The sequence below is a fragment of the Fictibacillus sp. NPDC058756 genome, from assembly GCF_042746035.1.
Lineage (GTDB): Bacteria > Bacillota > Bacilli > Bacillales > Fictibacillaceae > Fictibacillus.
On the sequence record NZ_JBHYPU010000001.1, the window covers coordinates 982,498 to 1,008,361 of the forward strand.

General features: G+C 33.9%; 32 protein-coding genes and 1 tRNA gene. 24 read left to right on the forward strand and 9 right to left on the reverse strand.

Annotated features, from left to right (window positions below):
• Positions 1-5: 5 nt before the first annotated feature.
• The 9 genes from ACFW35_RS04870 to ACFW35_RS04910 all read left to right on the forward strand — a co-directional run bounded on the left by ACFW35_RS04870 (position 6) and on the right by ACFW35_RS04910 (position 6,439).
• Positions 6-380 carry a VOC family protein gene (locus tag ACFW35_RS04870; protein WP_379844173.1) on the forward strand — a complete coding sequence of 125 codons (375 nt, stop codon included), beginning with the start codon at positions 6-8 and terminating at the stop codon, positions 378-380.
• Positions 381-744: 364 nt separating this feature from the next.
• Positions 745-1,518 (forward strand): RNA polymerase sigma factor, encoded by a 774-nt coding sequence (locus ACFW35_RS04875; RefSeq protein ID WP_379844174.1) that lies wholly within the window; start codon positions 745-747, stop codon positions 1,516-1,518.
• An 11-nt stretch (positions 1,519-1,529) separates the two neighbouring features.
• Positions 1,530-2,540 (forward strand): hypothetical protein, encoded by a 1,011-nt coding sequence (locus tag ACFW35_RS04880; protein WP_379844176.1) that lies wholly within the window; start codon positions 1,530-1,532, stop codon positions 2,538-2,540.
• Between the two features lie 18 nt (positions 2,541-2,558).
• Positions 2,559-3,035 (forward strand): GyrI-like domain-containing protein, encoded by a 477-nt coding sequence (locus tag ACFW35_RS04885; RefSeq protein WP_379844178.1) that lies wholly within the window; start codon positions 2,559-2,561, stop codon positions 3,033-3,035.
• Between the two features lie 27 nt (positions 3,036-3,062).
• Positions 3,063-3,482, forward strand: a complete 420-nt coding sequence (locus ACFW35_RS04890; RefSeq protein WP_379844179.1) for a VOC family protein — start codon at positions 3,063-3,065, stop codon at positions 3,480-3,482.
• A gap of 58 nt (positions 3,483-3,540) precedes the next feature.
• Positions 3,541-4,005, forward strand: coding sequence for a GyrI-like domain-containing protein (locus ACFW35_RS04895; RefSeq protein WP_379844180.1), 465 nt, complete (start codon positions 3,541-3,543; stop codon positions 4,003-4,005).
• Between the two features lie 227 nt (positions 4,006-4,232).
• The gene (locus tag ACFW35_RS04900; RefSeq protein WP_379847388.1) at positions 4,233-5,195 is read left to right on the forward strand and encodes a helix-turn-helix transcriptional regulator; all 963 of its coding nucleotides are present in this window, start codon (positions 4,233-4,235) and stop codon (positions 5,193-5,195) included.
• 74 nt (positions 5,196-5,269) lie between these two features.
• A complete protein-coding gene (locus ACFW35_RS04905; protein ID WP_379844182.1) occupies positions 5,270-5,902 on the forward strand; it encodes a type 1 glutamine amidotransferase family protein in 633 nt (210 codons plus the stop codon).
• A gap of 312 nt (positions 5,903-6,214) precedes the next feature.
• Positions 6,215-6,439 carry a hypothetical protein gene (locus ACFW35_RS04910; RefSeq protein ID WP_379844183.1) on the forward strand — a complete coding sequence of 75 codons (225 nt, stop codon included), beginning with the start codon at positions 6,215-6,217 and terminating at the stop codon, positions 6,437-6,439.
• A gap of 374 nt (positions 6,440-6,813) precedes the next feature.
• Here the strand turns inward: ACFW35_RS04910 and ACFW35_RS04915 are convergent, their stop codons facing one another.
• On the reverse strand, positions 6,814-7,326 hold the full coding sequence (locus ACFW35_RS04915) for a hypothetical protein (protein ID WP_379844185.1): 513 nt from the start codon (positions 7,324-7,326) through the stop codon (positions 6,814-6,816).
• A 288-nt stretch (positions 7,327-7,614) separates the two neighbouring features.
• Here ACFW35_RS04915 and ACFW35_RS04920 point away from each other — a divergent pair, with 288 nt between their 5' ends.
• Positions 7,615-8,031 carry a hypothetical protein gene (locus ACFW35_RS04920; RefSeq protein ID WP_379844186.1) on the forward strand — a complete coding sequence of 139 codons (417 nt, stop codon included), beginning with the start codon at positions 7,615-7,617 and terminating at the stop codon, positions 8,029-8,031.
• Between the two features lie 45 nt (positions 8,032-8,076).
• On the opposite strand, the gene ACFW35_RS04925 is transcribed toward ACFW35_RS04920, so the two are convergent.
• The 6 genes from ACFW35_RS04925 to ACFW35_RS04950 form a co-directional block, all read right to left on the reverse strand.
• On the reverse strand, positions 8,077-8,502 hold the full coding sequence (locus tag ACFW35_RS04925) for a hypothetical protein (RefSeq protein ID WP_379844188.1): 426 nt from the start codon (positions 8,500-8,502) through the stop codon (positions 8,077-8,079).
• Positions 8,495-9,094, reverse strand: coding sequence for a thioredoxin-like domain-containing protein (locus ACFW35_RS04930; protein WP_379847389.1), 600 nt, complete (start codon positions 9,092-9,094; stop codon positions 8,495-8,497). The genes ACFW35_RS04925 and ACFW35_RS04930 overlap by 8 nt, the downstream gene beginning before the upstream one ends.
• Positions 9,095-9,113: 19 nt before the next feature.
• Complete coding sequence (locus ACFW35_RS04935; protein WP_379844189.1) at positions 9,114-9,638, reverse strand: MauE/DoxX family redox-associated membrane protein; 525 nt, start codon at positions 9,636-9,638, stop codon at positions 9,114-9,116.
• Entirely contained in the window at positions 9,622-9,846 is a 225-nt protein-coding gene (locus ACFW35_RS04940; protein ID WP_379844191.1) for a twin-arginine translocase TatA/TatE family subunit, read from the reverse strand. The genes ACFW35_RS04935 and ACFW35_RS04940 overlap by 17 nt, the downstream gene beginning before the upstream one ends.
• A 19-nt stretch (positions 9,847-9,865) precedes the next feature.
• On the reverse strand, positions 9,866-10,639 hold the full coding sequence (gene tatC / locus ACFW35_RS04945; RefSeq protein ID WP_379844193.1) for a twin-arginine translocase subunit TatC: 774 nt from the start codon (positions 10,637-10,639) through the stop codon (positions 9,866-9,868).
• A gap of 90 nt (positions 10,640-10,729) precedes the next feature.
• Positions 10,730-10,864 carry a hypothetical protein gene (locus ACFW35_RS04950; protein ID WP_379844194.1) on the reverse strand — a complete coding sequence of 45 codons (135 nt, stop codon included), beginning with the start codon at positions 10,862-10,864 and terminating at the stop codon, positions 10,730-10,732.
• Positions 10,865-11,082: 218 nt separating this feature from the next.
• On the opposite strand from ACFW35_RS04950, the gene ACFW35_RS04955 reads away from it, so the two are divergent.
• The gene (locus ACFW35_RS04955; RefSeq protein ID WP_379844196.1) at positions 11,083-11,967 is read left to right on the forward strand and encodes a helix-turn-helix domain-containing protein; all 885 of its coding nucleotides are present in this window, start codon (positions 11,083-11,085) and stop codon (positions 11,965-11,967) included.
• A 15-nt stretch (positions 11,968-11,982) separates the two neighbouring features.
• Here the strand turns inward: ACFW35_RS04955 and ACFW35_RS04960 are convergent, their stop codons facing one another.
• A complete protein-coding gene (locus tag ACFW35_RS04960) occupies positions 11,983-12,489 on the reverse strand; it encodes a DUF4871 domain-containing protein (RefSeq protein WP_379844197.1) in 507 nt (168 codons plus the stop codon).
• Positions 12,490-13,163: 674 nt separating this feature from the next.
• Between ACFW35_RS04960 and ACFW35_RS04965 the strand changes: the two genes are divergently transcribed.
• The 11 genes from ACFW35_RS04965 (at position 13,164) to ACFW35_RS05015 (ending at position 21,591) form a co-directional block, all read left to right on the forward strand.
• A complete protein-coding gene (locus ACFW35_RS04965; protein WP_379844199.1) occupies positions 13,164-13,421 on the forward strand; it encodes a hypothetical protein in 258 nt (85 codons plus the stop codon).
• Between the two features lie 810 nt (positions 13,422-14,231).
• Positions 14,232-14,801, forward strand: a complete 570-nt coding sequence (locus ACFW35_RS04970; RefSeq protein ID WP_379844200.1) for a hypothetical protein — start codon at positions 14,232-14,234, stop codon at positions 14,799-14,801.
• Between the two features lie 139 nt (positions 14,802-14,940).
• Entirely contained in the window at positions 14,941-15,201 is a 261-nt protein-coding gene (locus tag ACFW35_RS04975) for a hypothetical protein (RefSeq protein WP_379844202.1), read from the forward strand.
• A gap of 502 nt (positions 15,202-15,703) precedes the next feature.
• Entirely contained in the window at positions 15,704-15,886 is a 183-nt protein-coding gene (locus ACFW35_RS04980) for a PspC domain-containing protein (protein ID WP_379847391.1), read from the forward strand.
• Positions 15,887-16,045: 159 nt separating this feature from the next.
• On the forward strand, positions 16,046-16,564 hold the full coding sequence (locus ACFW35_RS04985) for an AAA family ATPase (protein ID WP_379844203.1): 519 nt from the start codon (positions 16,046-16,048) through the stop codon (positions 16,562-16,564).
• A gap of 518 nt (positions 16,565-17,082) precedes the next feature.
• Positions 17,083-18,468 (forward strand): LVIVD repeat-containing protein, encoded by a 1,386-nt coding sequence (locus ACFW35_RS04990; protein ID WP_379844205.1) that lies wholly within the window; start codon positions 17,083-17,085, stop codon positions 18,466-18,468.
• Positions 18,469-18,741: 273 nt separating this feature from the next.
• Positions 18,742-19,017, forward strand: coding sequence for a DUF3986 family protein (locus tag ACFW35_RS04995; RefSeq protein ID WP_379844206.1), 276 nt, complete (start codon positions 18,742-18,744; stop codon positions 19,015-19,017).
• A gap of 521 nt (positions 19,018-19,538) precedes the next feature.
• Complete coding sequence (locus ACFW35_RS05000) at positions 19,539-19,835, forward strand: antibiotic biosynthesis monooxygenase family protein (RefSeq protein ID WP_379844208.1); 297 nt, start codon at positions 19,539-19,541, stop codon at positions 19,833-19,835.
• Between the two features lie 152 nt (positions 19,836-19,987).
• Positions 19,988-20,239, forward strand: coding sequence for a hypothetical protein (locus tag ACFW35_RS05005; RefSeq protein WP_379844209.1), 252 nt, complete (start codon positions 19,988-19,990; stop codon positions 20,237-20,239).
• A 137-nt stretch (positions 20,240-20,376) separates the two neighbouring features.
• Positions 20,377-20,673 carry a hypothetical protein gene (locus ACFW35_RS05010; RefSeq protein ID WP_379844211.1) on the forward strand — a complete coding sequence of 99 codons (297 nt, stop codon included), beginning with the start codon at positions 20,377-20,379 and terminating at the stop codon, positions 20,671-20,673.
• Between the two features lie 405 nt (positions 20,674-21,078).
• Positions 21,079-21,591 (forward strand): ankyrin repeat domain-containing protein, encoded by a 513-nt coding sequence (locus ACFW35_RS05015; protein WP_379844212.1) that lies wholly within the window; start codon positions 21,079-21,081, stop codon positions 21,589-21,591.
• A 464-nt stretch (positions 21,592-22,055) separates the two neighbouring features.
• Here the strand turns inward: ACFW35_RS05015 and ACFW35_RS05020 are convergent.
• Positions 22,056-22,131: transfer RNA gene (locus ACFW35_RS05020), tRNA-Ala, on the reverse strand.
• A gap of 335 nt (positions 22,132-22,466) precedes the next feature.
• Between ACFW35_RS05020 and nagZ the strand changes: the two genes are divergently transcribed.
• Positions 22,467-24,527, forward strand: coding sequence for a beta-N-acetylhexosaminidase (gene nagZ, locus ACFW35_RS05025; protein ID WP_379847392.1), 2,061 nt, complete (start codon positions 22,467-22,469; stop codon positions 24,525-24,527).
• 18 nt (positions 24,528-24,545) lie between these two features.
• On the forward strand, positions 24,546-25,808 hold the full coding sequence (locus tag ACFW35_RS05030) for an exo-beta-N-acetylmuramidase NamZ family protein (protein WP_379844214.1): 1,263 nt from the start codon (positions 24,546-24,548) through the stop codon (positions 25,806-25,808).
• Positions 25,809-25,864 lie beyond the last annotated feature (56 nt).

Here is a 25,864-nt window from a genome sequence, read left to right on the forward strand (position 1 = left end):
AAATGATGAGTAAATCATTCATTGAACAAGTACATTATATTAGAATCCCGGTTAGAGATTTAGAGAAATCTGCACAATGGTACGGAAATGTTTTAGGGCTTGAATTATTAACCATTACGGATGATCCATTTGCAATTCTTAAAATTAATGAAGGACCTTTTTTAATTATTTTAGTCCCTACTGAAGATGAAACATTTGCACATTTTACAATTCATAATAAACCTACCTTTAGCATTGGCTTTACCAGTCCAGAGTTATCTCAGTTTCATCAACACCTAATTAATCATGGTGTTAAAGTGGAGGAAATACTAGAAGATAAAGGACATGCTTATTTCAACTTTTATGACCCAAATGGTAATAAGCTTCAAACCCATTGGTAAAGTATTCATACATTAGTTTTTATCAATAATTACACAGGGACTATGATAGATGGACTTGCTGAACAGTACAATTTTACTGTTCAATAGATAAGCGATATTCAACAAAAAGAGTGCATTTCTTTAATAAGAAATGCACTCTTTTTGTTGCTAAAAAATTCTTTTATCTATTTTTTTAAAATGGATTTCCATTTTTTTGTCGAAGTTTGTAACATGAAAAATCACTTGTAGTTACCAAATGTATTCAATTAATAAATCTTAGCTTTTAATCAAGAGTGAGAGAGAGAAAAAAATTTAAAATTTTTGATAGATTTTTGTTTTCAAATGCATCTCTAGTAGTGGAGGTGTTGAAAGGAGTCTATTTCTTATGAATGTTATTCTCGCTGATGGTAGTGAGCAAGCCTTAAGTAATAAGCATAATGAGGAATCCGAGTCCAGGATTCAAGAGATGAAAAAAGAAAAGTTGGTCCACCTGGCCAGAAAGGGGAATCAAGAAGCTTTCAATGAACTAGTGAGGTTGCATCGGGCAAAAGCTCATGGTTGGGCATTTTCTGTCACTAAGGATACCTTTTTAGCTGAAGACATTGTTCAAGAAGCGTTATACAGAGCTTTTATTAAGATTGGCACACTTATAGACACGAATAGGTTTACTCCTTGGCTTAAACAGATTGTGCGCAATCAAGCTTACATGAGTGTACGTAGTGCCGGCTATCGTATGGAAAGCTCAATAACTTCATTAGCTGCAGGAAGAGAAAATCAGCTTTCGCCGTCCATGGTGGATTGGGGAGATATTGACCAGATCTTATATTTTATTTCTTCTTCCGCTTCTAAAAGATCGCAAGAGGATAATCCTGAAGAACATTTAATGCGGTTAAGCGTGGTGGAGGGGATTTGTACCTTATTAAAGTGTTTGACCAAACGTGAAAAAGCGTTCTTTGAAGCATACTTCTTTGAAGATCTTCCACCACTTGAAATTGCTAAGCTTTTTAATACTACCAAAGCAAATGTGTATAATACCATCTCACGCTCTAGAATAAAAGTACAAAAGGAAAGACTTCGTATCACGATTCATCAGTACGTTCAGAGAAAGGAAGAGCGAGGAGTTTGTAAACGAAAGGTCTTGTTGAAGCCGGATATTTAGGAGGAATAACGTTGGAACGCAAGGATAAAAACAAAGAAGAGTGTTGGTTAAGAACGAAAACTTCAGCGGCCGCTGCGCTTCATGGAGCCATCAAATACACCGATAAGAAACATCTGAATCTTGTAGATGTCATGGGAATCTCGGGTCATGCTTTTCGCATTAACATCGATCCAAAAGAAATCAACGTTGCCGGACCGACTGCAATACCTGGAGGATACCTCTTACGAAAAAACTTATGTAACCTAGGCTTTACGAGCAACCTCGCAGACTCTCTAACACCGGTGCAACCGAAAAAATTAGAAGAAACCATCGAGTTAATTCAAGAATCTGTGGATAGAGGGATACCGGCTATTGTATTCGATATGTTCATACCAGAGTTCGGGTTAATCTATGGGTATGACGACGATAAAAAAGTATTTTATGCGAAGGATTGTTCAAAAGACGGAGAAGTAACTTATGAAGATTTTGCAGATGTAAACGGTGTTCTATATACAACGACAATTGGCGAGAGTCTTCCTCATTCTAAATATGAGATGCTTCGGATGAGTCTAGATACAATTTTAGATCATGCTCATGGCAGAGAGTGGCAGCATGTTTTAGAAGGTAAGTACATTATAGGATTAAAAGCGTATGATGCATGGATAAATGTGTTGGAAGAAGGAAATGCCGACCCGCACGGTAACGCATTTAATACTCTTGTGGTATCTGATGCAAGGGAGTTTGCGATGAAGTACTTGCACGATCTTACAATCAAATGGGACGGGGCGAACATAGTAGAGCGAGGTGTCAGAAAGTTAGCATCTGATGCACTAAAACAATACGCTATAGTCGTCGATGCGCTTGTTGAACTTCGTGAGTTGTTTCCTTTTCCACACGGTGGTGATCCCTCAAATGAAGAGAATGCAAGTATTGCTGTCCAACTCTTAAATAAAGCAAAAGATGCTGAGACAGAAGGTGTGAAGTGTTTAGAGACGTTACATAACTTTATGAAGAACTACTATGCAGAGAAATGGGTCAATTAACTAAGGAGGAATAATAATATGAAGGTTCAGTTGATACAGAACTTATCTGTAAAAGAAGTTAGAGAACTCAAGCTTGTTGGATTTAGAGTGTTGTGTGCAAACGACGAATACAAAAACGAGATTCCTAAATCCGCACATTCCCTGGACAATCGATTGATAGAGATTAAACACCTGTTGAACAAGGATATTCAGTTTGGAGCTTTTTTCGTTGACTCAAAAAAAGAAGAAGAAGAAGGTTATTGGGTCTGTGTGGAAGTGGAGAAGTTTGAAGATATTCCAAAGGATATGGTGACGATAATAATCCCACGTCAAAGGTATGCGGCAGCAAACTTTCAAGGATCAAATCAACAAATATTTGAAGCATATGATGAACTGCATCAATGGGCTGAGGAAAACGGCCATAAAAGGCTAAAAAATACATGGCACATTGAGATTTTTCAGTCTTGGGAAGACTCTAATAACCTTAAGGTGGAACTGCTAGATACGATCAAATAATTCTAATTACAAAGAGGGTATATGAAAATGAAAGAAAAATTACAAAGAGTGGGTACAACCTATATTCCAGTTACAGACATTATTAACTCCAAAGATTGGTATGTTAATAAACTAGGTGCAGAATTGAGTTACCTAGATGAAGATAAGGCGATTCTTAACCTTGCAGATCAAAGCATTTTTTTAGTAAGGTCGCACCAGGGACAAACCTCTAACTTTAAGGATTTCAACGGAGGAGTACGTTTCTCATTAACGTTTGAAGTGAATGGGATTGAAGCGTTAGAGACAATGCATCGTGAATTTATTAAACAAGAAATTAATGTTGGAAAAATAGAAAACAGAGGTCATGCTGGAAGGAACTTTGTATTTCAAGATCCTAATGGAAATTTGTTTGATATATGGAGTGAGTTAAGTCCGAAATATAAAAAGTTACACATGATTGCACCATAAATAATGCAAGATGAAATGGAGTATTATATATTTTTTTTAAAAAGGTGGTTAATATATTATGAATAGAAGAATAAACAAAGTGTTTCAAGTAGTGGGGATGAAGAACAAAGGTCTTTACAGCAACTTTGGAAGTGAGGTGCCAATAAATGCACAAAGATTCATGAGTAGAATTGATGAAATAAAGAACCACTTAGGAGTAGAGGTTTCGCTTTTCGAACCGAAAAAAGGTGACGATCATAAAGAAGGACATTATTTTGTTGGGGTCCTAGTGAAGGATAAGATAGATGAAGTGCCAGCTGGCATGGAGTATATAGAAATATCAGGTGAATATGTTTCAACAAGAGGGAGTATGACAGATGTATCCGATCTTTACACTTCGTTACAAAAATGGTCTAATGAACAAGGATATTACCCAACACAGAAATCGTATTTTATCGAGATGTATCATCAAGTTGAGGAAGGAGAAGAAGTTGAGATTTACCTACCGATAATTATCAATAACATTATAAGCAAAGAAAATTAAATTGTAACATAGTACGATTTTAATTAACCTTCTATTAATTAGAAAGATTTTCATAGAAATTTGATAATCAACAATCGGGTGCATTTCTGTAATAAGAAATGTACTCTTTTTTATGAAACTGGCCATTGAATGGAATAAGGGGATTGCTCAATATTATAATATTTGAAATAATTGGTATTGTAAGATGGTTATTAATTATATATAGAGGGATATAGAGGTGAAATTATATACCTAAAATTGACAATATGTTAGCAATTCTATGGATGCTTCGTTCAGGTGAAAAAATTACTGCAAAACAAATTTCAGAAAAATTAGAGATGAATATAAGGACTGTGTATCGTTATATTGATACAATTTCAACAAGTGGCGTACCTATAATTTCAGAACCAGGACATAACGGTGGATACACTTTATTGGACAATTTTATTGAGGCTCCTCTATTTTTTGATTTTGAGGAGCAAACTTCATTATTTCACGCTGCTGTTTTTGCAGAAGAAGCCGGATATTATGGTGGTGAGGCACTAAATAGGGCCATTTCAAAACTAAGTAACTACTCAAATCAAGAACAGGAAACAAAGGTAAACCAACATTTAACGAGTCTTGAAGTAATCAGTCGATTACGTTCACTTTCTATGGAACCTTTTTTGAAGGAGTTAGAGCAGGCCGTAGCTGACGGGTACTCAGTAAAAATTGTTTACCATAAAAGTGGAGAAAAGCAATTAAATGATAGATTGGTCGATCCGTACAGAATGATCTATTGGAATAATAAGTGGTATGTGATTGGATTTTGTCATCTTAGAAATGATATCCGTAGTTTTAGAGTAGATCGAATTGAAAGTCTAATGCTGACCGAAAATACGTTTAACCGGCCGGAAAATTTTTCAGCACGTGACTTTTTTACAAGAAATCTTCTTCCAGCTATAGAAGATAAGGAAGGGATTATTACTTTGGTTATTTCTGGGGACAAAAGTGTATTGGATGATATTTGCCAACATTGGTTTATAGGACATTATTTACAAGAACGGACTTCAAATCAAGCCGTTTTTCTTCTTGAAAAAGATGTGATCCATACATATGTACCTTATTTACTTTTACCGTACAATCAATCTATTAAAGTGATTGAGCCGATCAGTCTGAAGAAAAGACTTGTTGAAGTTCTGTCGGAATTAATAAAATTTCATGAAGTATGATCACTTCCCTGACGCTAACTGTCAGGGAAGTTTTATTATACTGGTTATATCAATTGTGATTGGAGTGTTATTGGATGCAAACAAAAAAAGTTTTTTTATATGTATTGAATACAATGTCAGACTGGGAATATGGATATTTAATAGCTGAACTAAACTCAGGAAGGTATTTCAAAAAAGATTTAGCACCTTTAAAAGTAATGACAGTAGGAGCTGATAAAGAAATGATTACGACTATGGGAGGGCTGAGCATAAAACCAGATATGTCCCTTGATGAATGTACTTTTGAAAATAAAGATCTTTTAATTTTACCGGGAGGAACTACTTGGAGTGAAGACATTCATCAGCCTATATTGGAAAGAATCGGCCAGGCTTTAAAGCTTGGCACCATTGTTGCTGCAATTTGTGGCGCAATTGAGGCCCTCGCGAATAGGGGATACTTAGATACTAGAAAGCACACAAGTAATAACTTGGAATATACCAAAATGGTATGTCCTAACTACAAAGGAGAAAAGTTTTATGAGTTGGGATCTGCCGTATCTGATGCGAATTTAGTCACCGCATCAGGAATAGCTCCTCTGGAATTTGCCATGGAGGTACTGAAAAAAATAGATGTATTTACACCAGATGCATTACATTCATGGTATAACCTAAATAAGACTCATAAACCTGAATACTTCTTCCAGTTAATGAATTCAATAAATAAATGAAGTAACTGAAAAGCTCAATTTCTCTATTTTGATTTGTAGAGAAGTTGGGTTTTTAATTTGGAATTTCCTTATCGTTGTAAATCCGCATTTTCCTGACACTACCCCGGAAAGGAAATAATCTTTAATAAAGCCTATTATGAAAATGGGATTGGAAAATGTGGTTTTATGGGACGTTCAAAATATACAAGATGGTCAGTTAGTTAAAATTACTTTTATTTCTAAAACGTCGCCTCATAGACAAGGAGTTTGGTAAATAACTGAAAAGGTATTGAAATTTCTGCATTGAAAAGTGAAATCTATAAGAGCAAAAATTTGTGGGAAGACACATCTCTAGAAGAAGTCATTATTAAATGTCATACAAACGATGGCAAATTGAGTATTTATAATATTTGGGATGAAGGTGACGGTAGAGAATCTCAATCATACTCCTCAGGAATGTTGATAAGCGAAAAAGACGGTTCATTAGTTTATAAATGCATTGCATATGGATTCGATAATGAATTTAATGATTTAATATTTTCTATTGAAAAACTATGATTCGTTCTTCAACAATCGGGTGCGTTTGTGGAATATATAATAGCATATATATATATCTTTCGGTTTTTTGTTCTATTTCTTATCATTTACAGATGGTTTCATTGGCCCTGATAATATGGAATTGATCATTTTTCTGGTACAGTAATACATACATAATCATAGCATGTGATAGAAGAAGCTGAGAGGGCTAATACTTACTTTTTGATGCCAATAATCTAAAAAACTGGCACACTGGACATGACAAGCCATATCCAGTGTAAGATAAGTTAGAATTTGTTATAAAACACAAAAAAATGGACAAACCCCTTCTAAAATTTAGAAGGGGTTTGTCCACATTCTGAGTCGCTTATCAATGATAAGCGACTCTACGTCTATTAATTTACTTTAACGACTACACTTCCTAACAGGTCTTTCCCAAAATATACTTCTAAACGCCAAATTCCCTTTTCAGGCAAAGTGATTAATGTAGGAATAGCATACTCTAATCCTTTTCCTGATAAATATCGACCTTCAGAATCATTAAAAACTGTAAATTCATCACCTGTTTTTTTGTGAATTCCTATAATTTCTAATGGTTTCTCAAAGATTTTCTGATCTATCCAAAAAAACCAAAGGTATCGTTGCGGCTTTTCAGCTACCATTATACCATTTTCTGACTGGAATCCCAGCTTACCATTATTACCGAGATGGAACACAAAATCATCTTTTATCCCAGTGTCTGTTGCAGTTATTTCCCTTTTAAGTATTGAGCTTACATCCCAACTATCAATCTTTATTTCATTTTGCTTTGATGCACTTTTTTCGTCATTATAAAAATCAACAATTACAACAAAAGCTACCAGCACTAATCCCAATAAAATGTATTTCTGAAAATTAATCTTTATCAAATCAGCACAACCTTGCCATAAGTACAGTACATTTACCCTATGAAAATTTTAGACAAAACTACTATCATAACAAGTATTGTCATATAGTTGCTTGTTCGTTTAATCATCTGGAATCTACTAATTTCAAAAGAATCGTTATTGTTAAAATAGTTTCTGTAAATTCCAATAAATAATGCTGGAAGAGCACGGCTAAATCCATAAATTGCACCAAATATAAAACCATAGGTGACACTATAAAAAAATCCAGTATATATATACAACAAATAAAAAGTTATATGTGGTATATAAGTGAAAATCCCCGCACCTAGTATTAATCCCCAGATCATCATATTTTTTAAGTCGTTTTTATTTACCCATTCTACAGGAATTTGCCACTTTCTCTGGGGAATAAACAACTTAATAAGATGGAGTTCCTTACACAAATATAAAACTAATAACACAATAAAAATTATTAATTTAATTTTACTTGGAATCCAAAATGTAATTGAAAATATTAAAGCTGTATACAAAAATCCGGTGAATGCACCTGTAAATGTTAGGGATAACAACCATACTAAGGAATTTTTGATAAATTTTTTTGAGTTAGTCCTCTCACCGAGAGGTGACAATGCTAATGTCGAGTTAACTCCTCAAGCTGTCCCTATTTTTGTAAAACCTGCTGTAAAAGCTAATACAATAGGTACAAAAAATGAAAAAACATCATAATTCAACATCAACACCCCCCATAATGATCTAAATTACAATTAATCGTTATGCAGTTCTAAAGTTAAATTCACAACCACATTCTTTGCCATCTGAATTTCTTTTACAATCACAACAAACTTTAGCCCATCCCGGTGTAAAATAGCACCAACAAGCTGTTTTTGGATAATATTTATAATTTACTGAAAAACCTGTTGGACATTTCGCAGTACTTGTAGAACTTGGACATGTTGCGTTTAGATTGCTACAAAACCCAGCTCCAGGCGGTCCACATGTTCCTGATGTATGTGCTGATACTTCACACCAACCTGTGTTAGCAGCAAAAGCTCTAAAAGGATTTGTAGTTATTGAAAGAATGGATAAAAATAATCCACCCACTAAAGTTCCAATAAATTGCTTTCTATTAATTGAACGTGCAAGATTTTCTGCAATCAGCTTAGAATAATTCTCAATGATTTCGAATAATTTAAACACTTACTTTCACTCCTTTTTGGTTAATTTTTGTGCTTTTTGAACTTTCGTAAGATTTATAAAAACTATCAACATGATCAATAGTATTACAAAGTCCTTTTTCTTGAATGATTCCTTCTTGATCAAGTAAGAAAGCAAATGGAGTTACTCTAAGATTTAAATTTTTGAAAACAGGTTTCTCTAAGTCCTCAACAAAAAGCTTTACATCAGATGGAACATCTTTAAATATTTTATCGAACTGTAATGGTTGATAACCTATCCCAAAAAGAACAAAATTCAGTCTTCCGTTATATTTATTTACCATCTTATTTATATCTTTTAATAAATCTTTACATGCAGGACAATTCGGAGTTACAAATGCAACTAAAGTTGGTTTTGGTGAATTGTAAATCTCTTGGCTAAAAATTATATTTCCGTTTTTGTAATTTAAGGCGTTGAATTCTGGTAATTTTGTCCCTATAGGCAAACCATCTCTTGCAATGGATGCTCCTGTACTCAAATAAACTTCTCCGAATTGTCTAAAGATTAACACCAATGAAAAAATTACTATTAACATTAGGAGAGATAAAACAATATTTGAAACTAAAAAATACATTTCCACAAAATTAACCCCTTTATTCTGATAATTTTAATTGCTCTACAGCAACCCTATATGTTGACCAAATCTTTTGTAAAAGCAACAAGGTGATAGTAAAGAACAGACCTAAAAGCAAGTTTGTTAAGTTCATATCAGAATATCCTTGTGCATTCGAGATAATAAATAAGTTACTTATCACTAGAATTATGATTTTAATTATGGTAAAACTATCTACTTTTGAATCAAGGAATTTACCATAGCATCCACATTTAATATCTCTTTTTGCTCTAATCACAAAAGTAACAGCAATAGTAAAGCTCAGTAAAACGAATAACAAAAATAATGAACCATAAATGTAATAAGTCTTTGAAAGTAAAAGTAACGTTCCGCCTAATTCTATAAATGGTAATAACACACCATAAATAGTTCCAATAAATCTAGGAAGAACTTCGTACGAATGGACCAGGGTTATAAAGTATTTGAGATTTATTAATTTTGGTATTGCTGATATTAAAAAAGTAGTAAAAATAAACAAAAGGATTATGTCATACGCTTGTGTCATTCTCTTCTCCCCTTCTTGTACTATTAATAGGAGTACCCTTCTCGGTTTCTGTAATAGCTGTCGAGGGTTTACCTGAAACCGCATTTTTAAATTCTTTTAGTGATTGACCAACTGAACGTCCAATTGTCGGTAAATTTTTAGATCCAAATACAAAAATACAAACCGTTATCAAGATGATGATCCCTGGTAGACCAATTTGATTAAACACATACTCACCTCCTTTATCCTCACTGTTTAAAACTCCTTTTATAGATTATTGAAGAGCCAATAATACTTATTTCATAAAGAACAAACAAAAATACGGTTACTATAATATCTGAGATGAGATCAGGTGGTGTAATCATTAAGGCGATAAAGCATAGAACTGGATAAACCCATTTTCGGGATTTTCTTAGTTTAGAAGGGTTCAACAATTTAATTAATGTTAAAAACATCAAAATAGCAGGTAATTCTAAAACTAAACCTATGATGAAACTTATAGCGATAACTAGGTTAAAGTAATCAGAAAAGCTATAAATAGTATTAATGTCTAAGGCTTTAGAAAAATTTATAAAGAAATTCATAAGTAAAGGTACAAGAAGTCTCAAGCCTAACAATGACCCTAAAATAAATAAGCCAGATATTATGGGTATTAAGAAAATGACTTTTTTTCTTGTACTTTTACTGAGTGCTGGTTTTGCAAAGAGGTAAATTTGACAAGTCAAAATTGGGGTAGTAAAACACAGAGCTTGAATAAACATGATTTTAATATACATGGTTATTGATTCAGTGATTTTAAATAGATTTAATGCAATATCATAATTTTTTGCTGAATTTTTTATGTAGAAAATGAAGTAAGGAGCTGTAATATATGATATAAAAAACAGGATGATAAAACCAACCACCGTAAATAGCATTCTGTTTCTAAGTTCGTGTAAATGTTCTAAAAAGGGAAGTTGATTGCTCCCTTCTTCTTTCACAGCAGCAGCCATTTTAAACTCAATAATTTTATTAATATCCATTCCTTCTCCTTTGCTGTAGTGGGTATTACTAATGAATATTAAGTGAGTCTTCAATAGGATCACTACACCTACAATCTGCTATTAGAAAGTTCAATTTTCATAAGGTAAATCATTTCCATCTCTTTTTGTTCCTTCATTAGAGAGCTCTAAAGTATTATTAAATTCAGAAAATAGCGGTAAAGTTAATAACCCTATTAAAACTAACTTTTTCAAAAGATTTTTCATTAAATAACACCTCCTAAAATAGTTCTTAGGAATATTCTATAATAATAAATAATATGATGAATTTGCTATAAATAAGTATAAAAATGGTTTTTTATGTATTAAAATGTCATTTATTAGTTAATTTGAAAAAAATATGCAATAATGCATAAACTAATTTTTTTATTTTTATGAATATTTCTTCTTTTTTTGCTACAATTTATAAAAAAGGGGAAGGCTGAATGCCTGTGAATTGTAAAAAACTTGGAGAAGAAATTAAAAATATTAGGAGAGTAGCAGGAATTTCACAAAAAGAACTCGCTGAGGGGATTTGTAATCAGTCTGAAATAAGTCGAATAGAGGCAGGTACAGTTTTTCCCAATCTTGATACTTTATTTCAAATATCACTAAAACTTAGAGTTAGTATTCCCTACTTATTATTAAAGCTTTTATATGATAGGGATGATTATATTATTGAAACCATAAATTATATCGAAGCATTATCAGAGAGAAAAAATTATCAAGAGATATATGAGTTATCTTCTAATGAGCTAAAAAACGGTTCAAACATAAAAAGTATTTCATTTTACATATTTTTAAAATGGAACTTCCATATGGCTAGTTATTATGTGAAAGCTAGTCACTATTTAGATTGTATTCAAGAGCTTAAAAATATTTTATCCAATAATTTTGTTTATGAACGTCATAATTTTCAAGACTTAAGAATAAAGAATGTGATCGCAAATATTTATGCAGAAAACAATTGTTTTGAAGATAGTTACAGATATTATGAAGAAATTATCTCTGAACAAATTTCCTCAAAAGCATTTAATATTTATAAGATTAAAGTTTTATATAATTATTCTAAAACTCATTTTTCAAATGGAGATATTAAAAAAGCACTAGAATTAGTTAATAAAGGAATAAAGCTTTCTTTGGAATTGAAAAATATGTCTTTAATTGGTCAACTATATTATCAAAAAGGTTCTTGTTATGAAATATTAGAAAAAGATAACCATGAAGAGATCGCAAATAACTACAAAAGGTCATTATTCTTCTTTGAACTCCTTGGTATGGAATTATATGAAAAGCATGCAAAAGAAAAAAAAGCTATTTATTTAAAATAAGTAGCTTTTTAACGTTTATTTTAATTCCAGAATCAAAGTATCAAAAAGTTCATTATTAATATAAACTAATAAGGCCCATTTACCGGATTTTTCAAAGAGCATATTAGATGGTAAGTGAGCATCAGCGCCGTTTACCTCTCCCATTATTCCATCCTTAGTCCAAAAGAAATCTTTTGATTCTACATCATAAAATACAGGCTTAATAGAGTTGTCTTTATTGTATCCAACAACAGTTACATCACCGTTCTGAACACCCCAGAAATGCCACATCCATTTTCCTTCTGTATTTACCTTAAATTCAGGACCCAATAGACCTAGTTTCATTTTATTCCCTAAAATCTTAGTTCCAGTTTCAGTAGAAAAAAAAGTAGCTTTTTGTTCCCAATCAATTCCTTTTAAGTCATTCTCTTTTACAAAATTAGGAATATCATTAGGTAATGTGAAATCTTTGACCTTGTTATCAGATGAACATCCAATAAGGTATAGAGCCAAACAAAATATTATAAGATATTTTAATTTCATGAGCACCTCCAAGAAAGAACTATAATGTTTTCTCTTATTCTGTACTTTACTAAAAATTCCTTTTTTTATTAGTATTATTTCATTCGAAATTGAAGTTTCATCAGTATTTTCACCAACACGAGCCTATTTAGTGGGGAAACACCGCCTATTTTATATACCTAAAAGAGCTCGTACTTACGCTTCAACCTCTTCATCTGTTGTATAAGGTTCGTCTAATTCCTTTACCACTTCCGTAGCATGACTGTTTGGAAATCGCTCTCTTACAAAATCATCTTCTTTCACTGGAACATTTCATGCAAAAACATGAAGAGTTTTGATATCATAAAGGAAATAAAAGGAATTTTATCTCTTTTGTTTTAGGTTGTCGTTAAGGAAGAAGATTAAGATGAAATTATGGTTCGATATAAAAAGGGTGAGTTTTTATTTAAGAACAATGATAGAGATTTCATTGGGTTTAGAGAGGATATGAACTATTTTCAGAGATATAACTGGGTAGATGTAAGGGGAGTTGCGTCAGAAATTTTTTGTAATTACAGCATATGATCAATTGGGCAGAGGATGCATGGAATTTATTAATGTTTGAAAAACCAATTCCTGAACAAAATATCATACCTAAAGAATTAACTGATTTTGAAGAAGTGGATACCTTGTAATGGTTAATAGGACTATATGATTTGTTTTATGATTATCAGGTGAAAATTGACCAAGAAAGTGGTTATAGTCAATATGAGAGATTAACAGATTCAGGTTATGAAGTAATTGAAGTAAGTCCAAAGGACTTTAATTATTTTTTTAGAAGTATAGATAATTGGGAACATAAAGTTGCTGAATTTTTAAAAGTGAAAATATATGAGTACCTTTTGAATGATGATTTCTCTTTAGATAATTACCATACTAAAAGTACAAATAAATCTAAAGAGAAAAAAATATAGAACGAGACATTACATACCATTTTATCTATACTGTTTTAATCAAGGAAATTGAAAGTAGAAGATCGTCTGTGGTAGAAAAAATCACTAATATTTTCAATAAGAATTCCAATTTAATATTATCTTTTATGGCAGGTTATCATTACGTAGATCATTATCTATAAATTATAAGTAAAACAAATTGAAAATAGTAAACACGAACGATTAGATGAAAATCCTGAATTAGATGAAGTTGAAGAAGAAATAGAAGATGAAATTAATAATTTAATAGATGAATATCCCGTTTCTATTAATAGCTGACTTTCCAATGGTTAAGGTGTTAATGAGGAATATTTGAATCATTCATACCCTTTAATGGATATATTAGAATTTTGGGCTTTTTTACGATGGGAAAAAGACTAATCTTTGTTCAGTAATCAGGTGCATAAAATAAATAGTTTCTTTGGAGGGTTATAATTGAGTGATATTAACACTTTGGTTACTTTATTAATTGTTTTATTGTGTTTATGTACCTTCTTTAAGCTACTTAGTTTGGTGCAGCATCCATACAACCCTTTTTATAAATTTAGTTTGAGAACAATCCTAATTTACTCATTTGTTTTAAGTGTACCATTAACCATGATAGTTGCATTTATAAATATGAAAATTAGATAAATGATATCTCACTAACAGGTGGCTTGCACAAGAAGGATTAACGCTTTTTTATGGAACTTATGAACAAACGTATCAGGATTGTTTTAAAAGGATTTTGAATTAGTTGGTAGAATTATACAAATAAATAATTTTGTTAATTTATATCATTGGGGGACAAAAATGAAAAGGATATTCCTTCTGCTAATTGTTTGTAGCATTTCACTGATTACATCCTGTTCAAACACAAAAGAGAACACTAATCACCTAAAAGAAGATAAAGATATATTAACGACTAGTATTAATGAAAGTGAAAAGTACCAAGATCAACTAAATCAAAAAATAATGGAACTAAAAAAACAAATTGAGATCAAGGAAAAAGAAAAAGAATTGTTCAGCGTTATAAGTAATTTGTCTAGAGATTTCGTGAATGCTCATACCTCAGGTAATAAAGAAAAACTTAAATCAATGATCTCAGGTGATCTTTTCCTCGAAGATAAGGATAATAAACTATACATAAACAATCACGCTAATGATCAATGGCTGCTATTTCCTTATAACGGTCAGCAATTGGATGATTGGTTAATACAAGGTTTTGAATATCATAACGAAAGTAATACATACAGAGTGCATATAAGAGAATTTTATAAGAATGTAGAAGGAGAGTTAAGAAACCCTCCAACGTTTCTTAATTTAACATTTAAATTCCACAATAATGAATGGAAAATAACTAGTCTGAGTTTTGATATATAGTAGCTTGCTTATTCCGGAATCGGGTGCTTTTCTTCAAGAAGGAGAAGTGCTCTATTTTATTGAACTTATTGAACAAACGTAGCAGTTTAGTTGAAAAAAAGAGAAAATTTTTATCTACACTTATAAAGGAGTACTAATGATGTCAGTACCTACTAAAAACGATTTTATTGCGACCATTAAACAGTTAAAAACAGAGTCTAGAAAATATGGATTAAAGTATATAGAGATATTATCTGCTGACTTACATAGAACGTTAGGGTACTACCCTGGTCCAAACCATAGGATGGCTTCTTGTTGTGACGCAATGTATGATTCAATGGATGTTCATAATGGTGATATGGTAGTTTTGAAACCACCAAAAGGTCGGGGAGCCAAACTAAAGATAAGATACTACCTATAATTGAATTTGGAGAGTGAGTACAATGCCAATTAAAATGAAGCAATGTGTAGAATGTAAAACTTTATGCAGTAATTCAGCATCAAAATGTCAGAAATGTGACAGTAGAAATTGGTTCTTATACATCAAAAAAAGAAGCTCAAAAAAAGCTACAAGAAGAGGAAGCTCAAAAATACAGTCAAAGAGAAGTTATCCTTTGTTCACTTTGTATTTCTCCAATACCTATTACTAATGGAAAAGGTTATTGTGTGTATTGCGATGAAGAAGTTTACACCACGAATTATTATAGAATATAGGATCTTTTTTAAACTCATAAATCATTTTCTACTAAAATCGTGAGTTGAGAAATCGTTATTAATGGTTCCTTTTTGACCAGTTTGTGAAATGCACTTAAACTATCGGGTGCGTTGATCCAGGAAGGATTAACGCCTTTTTTTATGGAATTTATTCAACAAACGTGCAGGATTGTGGAACAAAGGTTCTTTATGGAAAGGGTGCAATTGCACTGGATAAGAAATTAAGAAAATCATCAACAGATAAGTCGATTTCTGGGGTCTGTGGAGGAATAGCTGAGTATTTTGGTATATCTTCTTTTATGGTAAGACTGTTATTTATATTTTTACCTGCTAATTTAATTATCTATTTAATTCTTTCTAATTCTCTTCCTGATAGCCCTCCATCACTATAAATAAATGTATTAACATCCATCTTTATTCAATTAAAGGGTGCGTTGACGAAGAAGGAGTAACGCTTTTTTGGTTAAACACTATTGAAGTAACGGTTCAGTTTAGTGACAAAAGAGATACCTAATATAATGTGCTTATCTAGTTAAATGGAGGGTCTAATCATGGGCATTAGAAATTATCTGATTGAAGGTGTTTCCGGCACAGGCAAAACTACGGTCTGCAACGAATTACAGCGGCGCGGCTACCAGGCCATTCATGGTGACCGTGAATTGGCTTATCAAGGCGATCCGGAAACTGGTACCCCGACGAATGGCTCTAAACCCGAACACCACATTTGGCATGTAGATAAAGTAAAAGCTTTGGTCGCCAATCAGGATGAGGCGGTAACATTTTTCTGCGGTGGTTCACGGAATTTCCCCAAATTCATCGATCTCTTCGACGGCGTGTTTGTCCTTGAGATCGACCTGGAAACCTGTCTTCGGCGGATTGATGAGCGAGTGGCACTGGACCCAACTGACTGGGGTGGCAGACCAGAGGAACGGGAAATCATTTCGCGCTTGCATCAAACGAAAGAAGGCGTTCCCAAAAACGGGATTATAATCGACGCCACCGCACCGATCGATCACGTCGTTAATGAGATCATCCGTCAAAGCGAAGAAAATAAACACCAACGACAGTAAACTTATGTTTGCGACAGCCCAATACATCGGTGCACCTGGATACAATTTTTTTTGCAGACGATGTTAAATTACGTAGGAAATACATTAGATATTTTTAGTGAATTGGCACTAAGGTAGTGTATCTGATTTTGGGAGAAGTTTATGCCTATCAAGATACCAATAATAAAAAAATGAGAAGCCCGTTCTTAAACTAAAGGGTGCGTTTCCTGTAATAAGTAATGTACCCTTCTTTGGAAATCTAGTGCAATTGGCTGGATTAGAGTTAAAAGACCTAGTGAGTAACAAACAATACTTAGTATAAACCTCATATATTAAAAATTTTCTAGTCAAGAAGAATGAAGATAGGAATGTCTCTTTATGTAGAAAGATTAGGAAATATAGTTCATATAAAAATGACAGAATATTCATTATTATTTATATAACATATCTACTAGCTAATGTTTTTTTTAAAACGTTTAGTCGCGGCAGTATGTTCGTACATAATTGGTTGTTTTAATTATTTGATAGGGGTGAAAAAAATGAAAAGTGAAATTTTAGTGAAAACTGCATTGGTAGGTGCATTAGTATTTTCAGCAGGAGGAACTTCTGTTTTAGCCCATGATGAGATTGGGGGAGGAGAGGAAAAAGGCGATAACCTTGCCGGTGTCGAATTAACTGTTCCATTGCTTGAGGGTAGTAAGAATACTGGCAATCTTAAGGAAGTGGCTGCTGTTCCATTGAAAGAAATCCGAGACGGTGTAAAAAACTCAACAGGAGATGTTTATGCCCATAAAGGGTTTGCCTATTTAGGAACACACCGAGCGAATGGCGGAGGGGGAGGTGTCAGAGTTTTTGATATGAAAGATCCTTCCAACCCAGTTGAAGTTTCAGTATTTGCTGCTATTCAAGGTACCTGGCAAGAAAAAGTAATCGTCAAAACGGTAAACACGAAACATTTTAAAGGTGACCTAGCGGCAGTAAGTGTCCAAAAGATGGATCAGAAAGATCCAAATTCACAGGGCGGTTTTGTATTATATGATGTTACGAATCCTCGTGAACCTAAAAAGCTCGGTTTCTGGGAATCCTCTTCTTCTGGAGCAAGGGGTACACATGAGCTGTATTTGACCGTACAAGGAGATAATGTTTATGTTCTGACTGCGGATTGCTATGCTGACTATTACTCGCATGGCAAAAAAATGGATGTTTCCATTGTGGATGTATCCAACCCTACGAATCCGAACACCATTTATGAGTTTAATCCTCGTGCCTACATACCTGAAGTCAGCGATGAAAATTATGATGGTTACAATTGGACAGATGAGGAAGGCATACAGCGTGCTGCGTTTGCTCATAGTGTAAAAACAGATGGAACAGGAAAAACGGCTTTCCTTTCTTACTGGGATTTAGGGACCATCATGTTAGATATAAGTGATGCGAAAAATCCTGTATATCTCGGAAGAACAGACTTTGCTTCAGATGTCCAAGGAGCGGCACATTCCATGGATCTTGCAAAAGGCGGAACTGTACTGGTTGAGACAAGAGAAGTATTCGGCCCAACAAGAGAGGGATTCGAATCTGCTTATGGCTATACGATGATCTATGATATTAAAGATAAAACTAATCCTGAGCTACTAAGTACATTTAGGACAGAATTTACCGAAACGATCCCTAATGGGGCTACTGTCCATGATCCAAAAGTGCACGGGAATACATTATACCTTTCACATTATTCTGGCGGAGTCAGAACGGTCGATATCACCGACCCATCTTCACCACAACAGACAGGTATGTATATCCCAAGCAAAGCAAACATATGGGGAGTTTTTGTGGACCAGAACTATATCTTGGCATCTGATATCGGATCTGGCTTAAAGGTTTTACAAAAAACCGGCGGTCCCAACATGAACAGAATGGGTGGAGTATAAAAAAATACCAAAATAAGAGTATCGAGCACATTCCTATCATGGAATGTGCTTTTTCTTAAGAAGATGATCATTGAATCAATGGAATGTCTACATTGATGCTGGCTGGTATATATAGATTACACATGGGAAAAATCAACAGCATATTGAAAAATTAAAAGCCATCAAAAACTAAAGATTCTCTTTCATGAGTCAGTAACGGAGAATAAATGAATAGTTCTTTTTCAGCAATCAGGAGCTTTAGTAGGACAAATAATTTAATTAAAGGGGTACAAAATGGATAAATTGTATGACGATAAATATCATCTGCATTTAGGTTATTATGAAAATAATTGCGATTATGAGTCTATTGCTTACAAGAGACTATCAGAGGATATATGGGATATCTTCTTTGATTTTAAACATTATGGGATCAAAAATACTACCCAAGAAAATGAATTAACATTATTGGGAAATGGAACAAGAATTTTTTCAATCCACGACAAGGAACTTAATTATGATATCGGAGTTAAACGATTTGAGAAGTGGCTAACCTTACATAAAATAATCTAATATCAATTGAACTCCTTATTAAGCAATCGGGTGCTATTCTCCAGGAAGGAGAATGGCTTTTTCTTATTGAATTAAAGGGCAGGTGTATGTGGGATAAACAGGTTCTAGTATTCTTACTAAGACAAAATATGAGTGATTTTTGGAGGTTTATCAATGTGTAACTTTGTTGGTTTCTTTATAGGGGTGTTTTTTATAGTGTTGGGAGGTTATTTTTTATATTTAAATACAAAAGAGGAGTCATTTTTCTCAAAGTTAATTTCACTTTTTTCAATTGAAGGAGGAGCATTTGCCTTAGGAATTCTAATAATTCTAGTATCTATTCTCGAAACACTAGCCATTGTACAGGGTACTTGTAAAAGCGATTTCTTCACCTAAACTAGCTAATAGGAGCTAATGAGTTATTCCACAATCGGGTGCTTTTCTGTAAGAAATATGCCTTTTTTATGTTGGGGCAAGTTAATGTAATTATACTTGCAATATTCGAATTTATTGTTGTTATACTTTAAATAAGGAGTGATTACATGATATTGGAAGCTGTTATGCTACAAGTTAAACAAGGAATGGAAGGGGAATATGAAGAAGCCTTTTATAATGCTTCAAAGATTATTTCATCAATGAAAGGCTACATATCTCACGAATTACAACGATGTATGGAGGTAAAAGGGAAGTATTTACTTTTAGTTAAATGGGAAAGTTTAGAAGATCATACAGTAGGTTTTAGACAATCAGTAGAATACCAAACGTGGAAAGAACAGCTTCATCATTTTTATGATCCATTTCCAATAGTAGAACATTTTGAATCAGTAAACCTCTCGTAAAGATATCATTTTTAGTATCTTCCACAAAAGGATGCATTTCTTCGGAAGGAGAGTGCACTTTTTTATGGAACTTATTGAACAAACGTGCAGGATTGTTGAATAAGTACATATAATTTATTGATATACAGTAAATAGTTAAATGGGGTGAATAAATGGAACAAATGGAACAAGTGGGCTTTTATTGGGTGGGTCTCATTTTTTGGCTATTAATTGGAGTTGCATTGCTTCTATTGATTTGGGGGCTCTGGAAAAAAACTTGGATAGCACTATTAATTAGTGGAATTGCACTTTTATTACCATCTTTATATTTTGGTGGTGCTGAGAATTGGTTTAGAATACTTGTCCTCTTGCCATTGATTCCTTTTACTCTTGCTTATAACACAAAAAAAACTAAGCAATCTTAATTGTACAAATAAAGGGTGCATTTCTTCAAAAAGGAGGAGTGCATTTTGTTAAAGAACTTATGAACAAATGGACAGGCTTGTGGAATAAGCATAGATATTTAAAAACGTGGTGATATTTGTATTAAGGAGGTCTGATAATGAAATTTAATACTAAAGTAATTGTCGGATTAGCACTAAGTGTAACTTCAATAATCGGCTTAATATGTTACCTGCCCAATAGTAATACTGGTTTAAAAAGGGAGATTACCAAAGCAAATATTCCTCAACGTCAAGTCATTATAAGAGATTCTATTGAAGAGCCATTGCCGCCGACTGCAAAAAATGTTCAAACTATGCCAAATAAACGTGAACCACAGCCATTGCCGAATGCAGAGCTTGATAAGCCAATAGTAATAACTAAAATGCCAATAAAAAAATCTGAACAGCAAGATTGATTAAAGCACTGCAAATCGAATTGCATCAATTAGTTGTTAAATATATTGGAGCAAGTTCATATTGAATTAGAAATTGCCAAAACCCTGATGAAATTGCAGTAACGAATAATGCATAGATCAATATTAAACTAAATTTTAATTTGCTAACCAATGGAATGCCCTCCTGTATGATGGTCTATTGCAATAATCGTGTAAAAAATAAGTTTTCCATAAAATATATCCTTATAAGATTTCTTTAGATATATATGAGACAAGCAAACAAAATAAGACTTTAACCAAGTATTTTTTTAGGTAGTTATTTTCTTCAACAAAAGCGTGCAATTCTTCAAGAAGGAGAAGTGCACTTTTTTATTGAACAATAATTGTTGAATCAGATCTTATTAAATCCAATTAAGGGGATAATCTGTGAAAAAGAGAATTAGAAACAAACTAAAAAAGAGATATAGAGAAGAATGGGTCAGAGCCATTTACGAAGGTCAATTTAGAAAAGTGAATCAGTTAATACGAAGTGAATCGGATGCAAATACCAATGACGATGAGGGGTGGACTCCACTCCATTGGGCAACACAAGAATGCCATATAGAGATTATTCAATTTCTTTTATCAATGAGAGCTAACATTAATGCTAGGGATAATAACGGTTTTTCCCCTTTGTATCAAGCAGCTTCTGAGGGGCATAAAGATCTAGTGGAATTTTTAATAAATAATGGTGCTGAAATTGATATTAAGTCAAACTATGGAACTACTCCATTGATAATAGCTAGCATTTACGGGCACTTAGAAACAGTAAAGTATTTAGTGGAAAATGGTGCAGACGTCAATATTGAGGAAGATGAAGGAAATACTGCTCTTTCGTATGCAGAGCAATACGGAAATGACCAGGTAGCTTTATTTCTAAGAGAAAAAGGTTCAAAATAAATTCCCCTCGGATTTACAACTATTCGACAATCGGGTGCGTTTGTGGAAAAAAGAGCATGGTTACTTATTGTTAACTCTAAGTAAAAAATGAAATTATTTATTCTTGTTTAAAATAAACCTGGATGGAACATATTATAACACCAACCATAATTATCCTTGTGCAGCTATCTCACGAAGTGTAGTAAAGTAATGTAAATAAAGAATACAAAAAAGCACCTCGATTATTCGCAAGCCAGAGCAGATAATTGAGGTGCTTTTTACAATTTATAACCGGAATTACTGCAAATATACCCTGTATGAAAGACAAGACGATTTTCATATAATAAGCATCCTATTTTCCCCTTTAGTTAACTAAAGGTGAACCAAATGTGAACCTTTACGTTTAATCAATTTTATTTGATAAAAATTTGCCATTTATAAAAAAACAAAACCCTTGATTACTCAAGGGTTTTTATCGTTATGTATGGTGGAGACTAGCGGGATCGAACCGCTGACCTTTTGGCTGCCAGCCAAACGCTCTCCCAGCTGAGCTAAGCCCCCATTTCTGTCCTGACAAATTGAATTATATATTCTTAGAAAATAAGCCGCAAGCTTTTTTGGCTAATTTTGCATAAATATATTCTCTTTTCTAACAATAAATTAAAGATATGATCAATAAGCTTTGTCCAAAAAGGATAAAGCTTTTTTACATGAGGCTTTCTTACCTGTAAAAAACAGTAATTAAAATTGGTATAGACAACTAGTCCTAGTACTGCAGAGGACTTAAGTTCTGTTTTAACATCATGTGACAGGAACCTCCTTTTTTCTACCGAAAAGTGTCAAAGAAAGAAAGCGTTACCAAAAAAGAGGAGGCTAGAAAATTGAATGCATTTAAAATGATCCGTTTTTTAATTTTAGTTGCTGTATTGATCATTCCATTATTCAGTGGAATGGGAAAGAGTGATTCTGTTTCTGCGGAACAAGGTACTGACGGGCATTTAATCATTGCACAGAATATTCCACAGCTAAATGATGAAATCAAGGGGGAAACCTTTGATCTTTCAGCTTTATTAGCTTATGAGAATGGTAAATATGTTGAAGTGAAAGACAATCTTAAATGGGGATCCTTGAATAAAAATGTCGCATCCGTTTCAAATGAAGGTGTCGTTACATTAAGCGGCCAGAGCGGAAAAACATTTATTTTTGTTACAAATGGAAAATCATACGACAGAATCGGTATACATGTTAAACATGGTGAAGCAAATTTTGACAAACAAAAAGGGCATAAATATGACATCATTTCAAATGCTGTAAGTTCCATGTCAGTGAAAGAAAAAGTTGGCCAGATGTTAATGCCAGATTTCCGTAACTGGAATGGACAGCCTGTTACAGAAATGAATGATGAAATTAAAGAGCTAGTTAAGAAATATAATCTTGGCGGAGTCATCCTGTTTCGTGAAAATGTTGTAACAACTGAACAAACAGTAAGACTTGTTGATGAATATAAAAAGGCAAATGAAGATTATGGCTTACTCCTTTCAATCGACCAAGAAGGAGGAATTGTGACACGTTTGCAGAGTGGTACCGATTTCCCAGGAAATATGGCGCTTGGTGCAACAAGATCAACAGAACTGGCAGAATCTGTCGGACATGCAATCGGATCAGAGCTTCATTCTTTAGGAATAAACATGAATTTAGCGCCTGTCTTAGATGTGAATAACAATCCTGATAACCCAGTTATTGGAGTTCGTTCGTTTGGTGAAGATCCACAGCTAGTTGCTGACTTAGGAACAGCTTACACAAAAGGACTGCAAAATTCAGGCATGGCTGCAACTGCTAAGCACTTTCCAGGTCACGGAGATACTGCAACTGATTCACATTTAGGACTTCCTTCTGTCCCGCATGATAAAGAGCGTCTTTTAGAAGTAGAACTTTATCCTTTTCAGCAGGCAATGGATGAAGGGATAGATGCAATAATGACTGCACATGTCACTTTCCCTAAGATTGATCCGACAACAGTTATTTCAAAAAAGGACGGTACAGAAATAGCGCTGCCTGCAACATTGTCATACGAAGTGCTAACAAACTTAATGAGAAATGAAATGGGATTTGATGGTGTCATATCTACTGATGCACTAAATATGAAAGCAATTGCCGATCACTTTGGTCCTGTAGATGCTGTAATACGAGCGGTCAATGCTGGTACAGATATTATTTTAATGCCGGTAGGCTTAGAAGAAGTGGCTAACGGATTATATGAAGCAGTTGAAAAAGGTGAAATTACTGAAGAAAGGTTAAATCAGTCTGTTGAACGGCTGCTGACATTAAAAGCTAAGCGCGGAATTTTCAAACAAGTAACTGAGACTCCAGTGGAGGAAAAGATTGAACATGCAGAAGAAGTGGTTGGAAACATCACTCATAAAGAAACAGAACTAGAAGTTGCCCGCAAATCGATTACTTTAGTACAAAACAATGGCTTGTTGCCTACTGATAAAAATAACCTAGACTCTGTTGTAGTTATTGGAAACACATATAGTGAAAATCTGCAGAAAGCTCTAGCTGCTCATCACTCGTCAGTTGAATTGATTAAATCAACACAGCCTCTAAGTGAAGCGCAATTAACTAAGGTAAGAAATGCAGATCTAGTAGTGCTCGGAACGTACACATTCAATGTATCTGGTCGTTCGCCATCGTCTCCTCAAATGCAGATGGTAAATCAAGTTATTCAGGCTGCGCCTGATAAGACTGTTGCTGTAGGAATTAGAAATCCATATGACATTATGGCTTTTCCGGAAGTTACTGCTTATATCACTCAGTACGGTTTTAGAGATGCAAGTTTCAAAGCTGCGGCAGAAACGATCTTTGGTCTAAATAACCCATCAGGAAAGCTTCCAGTAACGATTTATAGAGATGCTGATACTGTACTTTATCCATTTGGACACGGTTTAAGTTATTAATAGAGGAGGAATGTCGAGATGAAAAAATGGGGATTATTTTTAACAGTTTTGGCTCTGGTTTTAATTATGCTCCCTGGTACACAAATTTTGAACGCAACAAAGGGTGAAAGCTTTCAGCATAGACAAAATTTCAAGACTGGTCTAGAGATGCTGATGAGTGATCAGGTTTCTTTATTAGAAGGTAAAAATGTGGGCTTGATCACAAATCCAACAGGTGTTGACCGTGAATTGAACAGTATAGTTGATGTGCTGTACAATCACCCGGACATCGAATTAAAGGCATTATACGGTCCCGAACATGGAGTAAGAGGAAGTGCCCAGGCGGGTCAGTACGTTGAGTTTTATACAGATCCTAAAACAGGACTTCCTGTATATAGCTTATATGGGAAAACAAAAAAGCCAACTCCTGAAATGCTTGAAGGCATTGATGTATTGGTCTTTGATATTCAGGATGTAGGGACTCGATTCTACACATACATCTATACGATGGCCTATGCGATGGAAGCCGCTAAGGAAAACAATATTCCATTTGTTGTATTAGACAGACCTAATCCGCTTGGCGGAGAACAAGTAGAAGGGCCAGTATTGGATCCATCTTATTCATCGTTTGTTGGTCTCTACCCGATCCCATTAAGACACGGGATGACGGTTGGTGAACTTGCGAAACTCTTTAATGAAGAATTCAATATCGGTGCTGATTTGGAAGTTGTTGAAATGAAAGGCTGGAAGAGATCTTGGACATATGAGGACAGTGGACTCGAATGGGTGCTTCCTTCTCCAAATATGCCTACAAAGGATACAGCTATCACTTATCCTGGTGCAGCCTTAATTGAAGGGACTAATGTTTCAGAAGGAAGAGGAACTACGAAACCTTTTGAGTTGATCGGAGCTCCTTTTATAAATGGGGATGATCTTGCTGAAGCATTAAACGAACAAGCACTTCCAGGAGTGAAGTTCCGTTCCGCATCTTTCATACCATCATTTTCAAAGCATGTAAGCAAACTATCGCATGGGGTTGAAATACACGTAACTGATGAAAAATTATTCCAGCCAGTGCTTACTGGTATTACATTAGTGAAAACGATTCATGACATGTATCCTCAAGATTTTGCTTTCCGTGCTGAAGACAGTGCAGGTAAATCTTTCTTTGATTTATTAATCGGAAATGGATGGGTAAGAGACGCTATTGAATCTGGAAGTTCTGTAGAGGAGATCGTAAACCGCTATCAAGATGAATTGAATAAATTTAAAGAAACAAGAAAGAACTATTTGCTTTATTAATGTACTGGAGCTAAGGCTGAACACTTGGCCTTAGCTTTTTTATTTGAATTTTCTGA

Bases quoted from the DNA above. Each gene is read 5' to 3' on its own strand.
- ACFW35_RS04870 (WP_379844173.1), top strand. From the start codon at position 6: ATGAGTAAATCATTCATTGAACAAGTACATTATATTAGAATCCCGGTT.
- ACFW35_RS04875 (WP_379844174.1), top strand. From the start codon at position 745: ATGAATGTTATTCTCGCTGATGGTAGTGAGCAAGCCTTAAGTAATAAG.
- ACFW35_RS04885 (WP_379844178.1), top strand. From the start codon at position 2,559: ATGAAGGTTCAGTTGATACAGAACTTATCTGTAAAAGAAGTTAGAGAA.
- ACFW35_RS04890 (WP_379844179.1), top strand. From the start codon at position 3,063: ATGAAAGAAAAATTACAAAGAGTGGGTACAACCTATATTCCAGTTACA.
- ACFW35_RS04895 (WP_379844180.1), top strand. From the start codon at position 3,541: ATGAATAGAAGAATAAACAAAGTGTTTCAAGTAGTGGGGATGAAGAAC.
- ACFW35_RS04905 (WP_379844182.1), top strand. From the start codon at position 5,270: ATGCAAACAAAAAAAGTTTTTTTATATGTATTGAATACAATGTCAGAC.
- ACFW35_RS04930 (WP_379847389.1), bottom strand. From the start codon at position 9,094: ATGTATTTTTTAGTTTCAAATATTGTTTTATCTCTCCTAATGTTAATA.
- ACFW35_RS04935 (WP_379844189.1), bottom strand. From the start codon at position 9,638: ATGACACAAGCGTATGACATAATCCTTTTGTTTATTTTTACTACTTTT.
- tatC (WP_379844193.1), bottom strand. From the start codon at position 10,639: ATGGATATTAATAAAATTATTGAGTTTAAAATGGCTGCTGCTGTGAAA.
- ACFW35_RS04950 (WP_379844194.1), bottom strand. From the start codon at position 10,864: ATGAAAAATCTTTTGAAAAAGTTAGTTTTAATAGGGTTATTAACTTTA.
- ACFW35_RS04955 (WP_379844196.1), top strand. From the start codon at position 11,083: ATGCCTGTGAATTGTAAAAAACTTGGAGAAGAAATTAAAAATATTAGG.
- ACFW35_RS04960 (WP_379844197.1), bottom strand. From the start codon at position 12,489: ATGAAATTAAAATATCTTATAATATTTTGTTTGGCTCTATACCTTATT.
- ACFW35_RS04970 (WP_379844200.1), top strand. From the start codon at position 14,232: ATGAAAAGGATATTCCTTCTGCTAATTGTTTGTAGCATTTCACTGATT.
- ACFW35_RS04975 (WP_379844202.1), top strand. From the start codon at position 14,941: ATGTCAGTACCTACTAAAAACGATTTTATTGCGACCATTAAACAGTTA.
- ACFW35_RS04985 (WP_379844203.1), top strand. From the start codon at position 16,046: ATGGGCATTAGAAATTATCTGATTGAAGGTGTTTCCGGCACAGGCAAA.
- ACFW35_RS04990 (WP_379844205.1), top strand. From the start codon at position 17,083: ATGAAAAGTGAAATTTTAGTGAAAACTGCATTGGTAGGTGCATTAGTA.
- ACFW35_RS04995 (WP_379844206.1), top strand. From the start codon at position 18,742: ATGGATAAATTGTATGACGATAAATATCATCTGCATTTAGGTTATTAT.
- ACFW35_RS05000 (WP_379844208.1), top strand. From the start codon at position 19,539: ATGATATTGGAAGCTGTTATGCTACAAGTTAAACAAGGAATGGAAGGG.
- ACFW35_RS05005 (WP_379844209.1), top strand. From the start codon at position 19,988: ATGGAACAAATGGAACAAGTGGGCTTTTATTGGGTGGGTCTCATTTTT.
- ACFW35_RS05010 (WP_379844211.1), top strand. From the start codon at position 20,377: ATGAAATTTAATACTAAAGTAATTGTCGGATTAGCACTAAGTGTAACT.
- nagZ (WP_379847392.1), top strand. From the start codon at position 22,467: ATGATCCGTTTTTTAATTTTAGTTGCTGTATTGATCATTCCATTATTC.
- ACFW35_RS05030 (WP_379844214.1), top strand. From the start codon at position 24,546: ATGAAAAAATGGGGATTATTTTTAACAGTTTTGGCTCTGGTTTTAATT.